The organism is Rhodopseudomonas sp. BR0C11 (assembly GCF_010820945.1).
GTDB classification, from domain to species: Bacteria; Pseudomonadota; Alphaproteobacteria; order Rhizobiales; family Xanthobacteraceae; genus Rhodopseudomonas; species Rhodopseudomonas palustris_H.
This window is the reverse complement of the sequence record NZ_QTKI01000387.1, coordinates 1-4,594: the sequence shown is the minus strand read 5'-3', so window position 1 is coordinate 4,594 and position 4,594 is coordinate 1. Positions and strand designations below refer to the sequence as shown.

Below are 4,594 nucleotides of genomic sequence, written 5' to 3'. Positions count from 1 at the left end.
GGCCGGGCGGCCTGACCGGCGCCACGGCGGGTGGTCTATAACAGCTATCGGCTTCCGGCATGGCAACCGCCGATGCCGAAAAACCGTGAGTCGGAATCAGGTCGGCAGCGTCCGCACCAGGTCGGTCAGAATCCGCATGCTGTGCTGCGCCAGCGGCGTCGGCCGCCGCGTCGCAGAGACGACGAGGCAGAGAGCGCTCGCCGGCGCGGGCTCGATCAGCGGACGCATCACCAGCTCGGCCGCCCGCGGCGAGGCGGCCACCCCGCTGCGCGTCAGCACCGCGTGGCCATAGCCGGCGCAGACCAGTTCGATGATCGACGGTACGCTCGAGACTTCCCAGGCGATGTCGAGCTTGACGCCGGCCAGCGCCGCCTCGTTCTCCAGCAGCCGGCGCATCGCGTGCACCCGTTCGGGCACGATCAGCGGATATTTCGACAGTTCCTTGAACGGCAGCGGTGCCGCGGCGGTGCGGCGCTTGCCGGCGGGTGCGTAGCTGACCAGCCCGAGCGGCTCCTGCAGCAGCGGCGTGATGTCGATGCCAGATTGCGCATCCGGATTGTAGACGAGACCGACATCGGCGCGGCCGGTGGTGACCCATTCGATGATGTGCGACGACAGGCCTTCGACGATCGCCAGCCGAGCCGATGGCAGAGTGCGCTTGAAATGGTCGATCAGCGGCAGCGTCAGTTGCCGCGCAATCGACGGCGGCAACCCGATGGTGACGCGGCCGACCGGCGCGTCGCGGCTGGCGCCCAGATCCTCGCGGGCATGCGCGACCATCTGCATGATCGCCACCGAGTGCTCGAACAGCCGTCGTCCGGCCTCGGTCAGCGCCACGCCGCGGCCGTTGCGCAGGAACAATTGCTGGCGCAGTTCGGTCTCCAGCCCGCGCACCTGCCGGCTCAGCGCCGGCTGGGCGACATCCAGCACCATCGCGGCCTTGCTGAAGGAGCCGAGCTCGGCGACATGCATGAAATATTCGAGCTGCTTGAGGTTCATCGCCTGATCGCGGGCCCGCCGCTATTGCCGCTCGATGCCGGACTGCTCGATCACGGCGCGCCATTTCTCGATGTCGGCGCGCAGCCGTGCCGCCAACTGGTCTGGTGTCGACGGTTTGGCGTCGATGCCGAGTTCGAGCATCTTCTTCTTGAGGGCGGGATCGGCCAGAATCTCCTGCAGCGCCGTGTTCAAGGCGCCGATCACGCCGGGTGGCGTGCCGGCCGGTGCAAACAACCCGTTCCAGGATTCGATGCTGGCTTCGATGCCGCTCTCACGCAGAGTCTGAATGTCGGGCGTGATCTTCGAGCGCAGCGGCCCGGTCGCTGCCAGCGCCCGGATCTTGCCGTCGGCGAGATTGCCCTTCAGCGCCGAATAGCTGTCGATCGTCAGGTCGACGCTGTCCTGCAGCAGCGCCACCAGCACTTCCGGCGTTCCGCGAAACGGAACGATCACAAAGTCGACCCCGGCCGCAGTCTTGAACAACGCCGCGGCGAGGTTTTGCGTGCTGCCGGTGTTGATGGTGCCGACATTGAGCGCGCCGGGCTTCTGCTTCGCCGCCTTGATGACGTCTTCCAGCGTCTTGAACTTGGACTCGGCGCGCACCGCGAACAGGAAGTCGAAGGTGCCGAGGCTGGAGATCGGCGCGAAATCCTTTACGGGATCGAACGGCAGCTTCTTGAACAGCGACACGCTGATCGCGGTGCCGTTCGACAACAGCGCCAGCGTGGTGCCGTCGGGCGGTGACGAGATCACCGTGCGCGCCGCCGCGATGCCGCCGGCGCCCGGCTGGTTCTCGACATAGAAGCGCTGGCCGAGCTTGGTGCCGAGCTGATCGGCGATCAGGCGCGCTGTGATGTCGGCGACACCGCCGGCCGCGAACGGCAGCACGATCCGTACCGGGCGGGTCGGATACAGGCCCTGCGCCCGGGCGGGCGACGGAATCCTCGCCGTCGCCAAGGCTGCGGCAGCGGTGGTCAGGACGGCCCGGCGAGACAAAACAATACGTCGGATCAAGCTCATGGCGCGACGATAGTCCAACTGAACCGGATTTCACAGCGACCGCTGCAATTGACCTGATGCAGCCGGACCGTCAGAATCGTGCGTAACGAACGGGAGGGGCTCGCGCCTGCGCCGAGCTGTCCGCCCGACTGAAGAAGTCTTTCCGAGGAACGTTGTGGAGTCCCGATGTCACAGCCGCCGCTGTTTCGCCCGTTCACCCTGCGCGGCATCACCGCCAAGAACCGCATCCTGATCTCGCCGATGTGCCAGTATTCCGCGGTCGATGGCGTGGCCAACGACTGGCACCTGGTGCATCTCGGCAAATTCGCCCAGGGCGGCACCGGCATCGTGATGGTCGAAGCGACCGCGGTAACCGCCAACGGCCGCATCACCCATGGCGATCTCGGACTGTGGAACGACGACCAGATCCGGCCGCTGGAGCGGATCGCCGCCTTCCTGCGCGACAATGGTGCGGTGCCGGCGATTCAGCTCGCCCACGCCGGCCGCAAGGCGAGCATGCAACGGCCATGGTACGGCAACGCCGCGCTGACCGCGGAGGACATCGCCCGCGGTGATCAGCCGTGGGACATCGTCGCGCCCAGCGCGATCCCGATGGACGAAGGATGGCTGACACCGCAGGAACTCACCGACGACGATCTCGATCATCTGCTCGAGGCTTGGCGCAGCGCGACGCTGCGCGCGGTCGAAGCCGGGTTCGAGATGCTCGAAGTGCACTGCGCCCACGGCTATCTGCTGCACTCGTTCCTGTCGCCGCTGTCGAACAAGCGCACCGACGCCTATGGCGGCGACCGCGCCGGGCGGATGCGGTTTCCGCTGGAGGTGATCGAGACGGTGCGCGCCGCCTGGCCCGACACGCTGCCGCTGGCGGTACGCGTATCGGCGGTCGACGGCGTCGATGGCGGCATCGAGCTTGCCGACTCGGTGGTGTTCGCGCGCGAGGCCAAGGCGCGCGGTGCCGACATCATCGATTGTTCGTCGGGCGGACTGCTCGGATCGGCAACCGCCAACCGGATTCCGCGCGGTTACGGCTTCCAGGTGCCGTTCGCCGAAACCATCCGGACCGAAGCCGAGATCCCGACCATCGCGGTGGGGCTGATCATCCATCCGGATCAAGCGGAGAAGATCGTCGAGCAGGGGCAGGCCGATCTGATCGCGATCGGCCGTGAGGCGCTGTTCGATCCGAACTGGGCGCTACACGCGCAGCTCGAACTCACCGAAGGCGATGAGGTGTTCGCCGACTGGCCGAAGCAATATGGCTGGTGGCTGGAGCGCCGCGAGTCGGGTCTGCGCAAACTCGACGGGCCGAAGCTGCCGTTCCGGCGGAGCTGAGAGATCAGCCGCGCCGCCTGAAAACGCGGATGGCCGGGACGAAGCCCGGCCATGACGACGTTGGTGTAGACGCAAATTAGAGCGACGCTGGCAGGATGGGTCGAGCGCAAGCGAAACCCATCGAACCGATCGTCGCGTCAGGTGGGACTCGCTAAAGCTCACCCCATCCGACGACGTTAACGAGTCGTTACCAGCCGCAGCCGCCGCAGCGCGGGCGGACCGGCGCGTAGTAGCCGTAGCCCGGCGACACCATCTCGACGCGCTCGCGGGTGGCGTATTGCGGCGGAATGCGCTCGTATTCGACGCCGCCGGGAGAGACCATCACGGTCTTCGGCACCATCACGGTGCGATACTGCGGCGGAACGCGATGGGCGACCACGCGGCCCGGGTTGACCATCACCGTCTCCTCGACGGTGCGGTACTCCGGAGCAACGTATTGCTGCTGATAGCAGGTGTAGCACGGCGGCGGGGCGCAGCCGTAACAAGCGGAGGCTGCGGTCGGCAGCGCGACGGCCGCGCCGGCGACGACGGCGGAAGCGAGCAAAGCGGCGGACAAACGAGACATGGACGATCCTCAGCGTCAATGAAATATCGCCGCATGTTTGGTTGTGATCACGACGTCCGTCAACGATCGAGCAGAATCAACCTTTACGAAGATCATTAACGGCGCGGCTTGGTAACCACTTGGTCATCAATTCGCCGCGCGCTGCGGACTACGCCGCCCGCACCGTTCGGAGGAAGTGGGCGACTTCGTCCTTCAGCCGGGTGCTGTCATGCGCCAGCGACTGCGCCGCGGACAGCACCTGCGCCGAAGCCGAGCCGGTCGCCGAGGCGCCACGCTGAACCTCGACGATGTTCACCGAGACCTGATGGGCACCTTCGGCGGCATGGTGCACGTTGCGCGAGATTTCCTGGGTCGCGGCGCCCTGTTCTTCCACTGCGGAGGCGATCGTTGCGGCGATCTCCGACATCCGCGCGATGGTCTCGCCGATCTGCCGGATCGCGCTCACCGACTGGTCGGTGGCGGTCTGAATGCCGCCGACCTGCTGGCTGATCTGGTCGGTGGCCTTGGCGGTCTGTTCGGCGAGTTGCTTCACTTCGGCCGCCACCACGGCGAAGCCACGGCCGGCTTCGCCGGCGCGTGCCGCCTCGATCGTAGCATTCAGCGCCAGCAGGTTGGTTTCGGCCGCGATGGTGTTGATCAGTTCGACGACGTCGCCGATCCGCGATGCGGCTTCGGACCGGT

General features: G+C 66.7%; 5 protein-coding genes. 1 reads left to right on the top strand and 4 read right to left on the bottom strand.

Annotated features, from left to right (window positions below; genetic code table 11):
• Positions 1-96: 96 nt before the first annotated feature.
• Complete coding sequence (locus DYI24_RS21755; RefSeq protein ID WP_164573813.1) at positions 97-999, bottom strand: LysR family transcriptional regulator; 903 nt, start codon at positions 997-999, stop codon at positions 97-99.
• A 21-nt stretch (positions 1,000-1,020) separates the two neighbouring features.
• Complete coding sequence (locus DYI24_RS21750) at positions 1,021-1,956, bottom strand: tripartite tricarboxylate transporter substrate binding protein (protein WP_246701340.1); 936 nt, start codon at positions 1,954-1,956, stop codon at positions 1,021-1,023.
• Between the two features lie 228 nt (positions 1,957-2,184).
• On the opposite strand from DYI24_RS21750, the gene DYI24_RS21745 reads away from it, so the two are divergent.
• On the top strand, positions 2,185-3,348 hold the full coding sequence (locus DYI24_RS21745; protein ID WP_164573811.1) for an NADH:flavin oxidoreductase/NADH oxidase: 1,164 nt from the start codon (positions 2,185-2,187) through the stop codon (positions 3,346-3,348).
• A 187-nt stretch (positions 3,349-3,535) separates the two neighbouring features.
• On the opposite strand, the gene DYI24_RS21740 is transcribed toward DYI24_RS21745, so the two are convergent.
• Complete coding sequence (locus tag DYI24_RS21740) at positions 3,536-3,913, bottom strand: hypothetical protein (protein WP_164573810.1); 378 nt, start codon at positions 3,911-3,913, stop codon at positions 3,536-3,538.
• A 148-nt stretch (positions 3,914-4,061) separates the two neighbouring features.
• A partial coding sequence (locus tag DYI24_RS21735) for a methyl-accepting chemotaxis protein (protein WP_246701339.1) occupies positions 4,062-4,594 on the bottom strand: 533 nt, incomplete at its 5' end.

Excerpts from the sequence above, each read along its gene's own strand:
- DYI24_RS21755 (WP_164573813.1), bottom strand. The coding sequence starts at position 999 with ATGAACCTCAAGCAGCTCGAATATTTCATGCATGTCGCCGAGCTCGGC.
- DYI24_RS21740 (WP_164573810.1), bottom strand. The coding sequence starts at position 3,913 with ATGTCTCGTTTGTCCGCCGCTTTGCTCGCTTCCGCCGTCGTCGCCGGC.
- DYI24_RS21745 (WP_164573811.1), top strand. The coding sequence starts at position 2,185 with ATGTCACAGCCGCCGCTGTTTCGCCCGTTCACCCTGCGCGGCATCACC.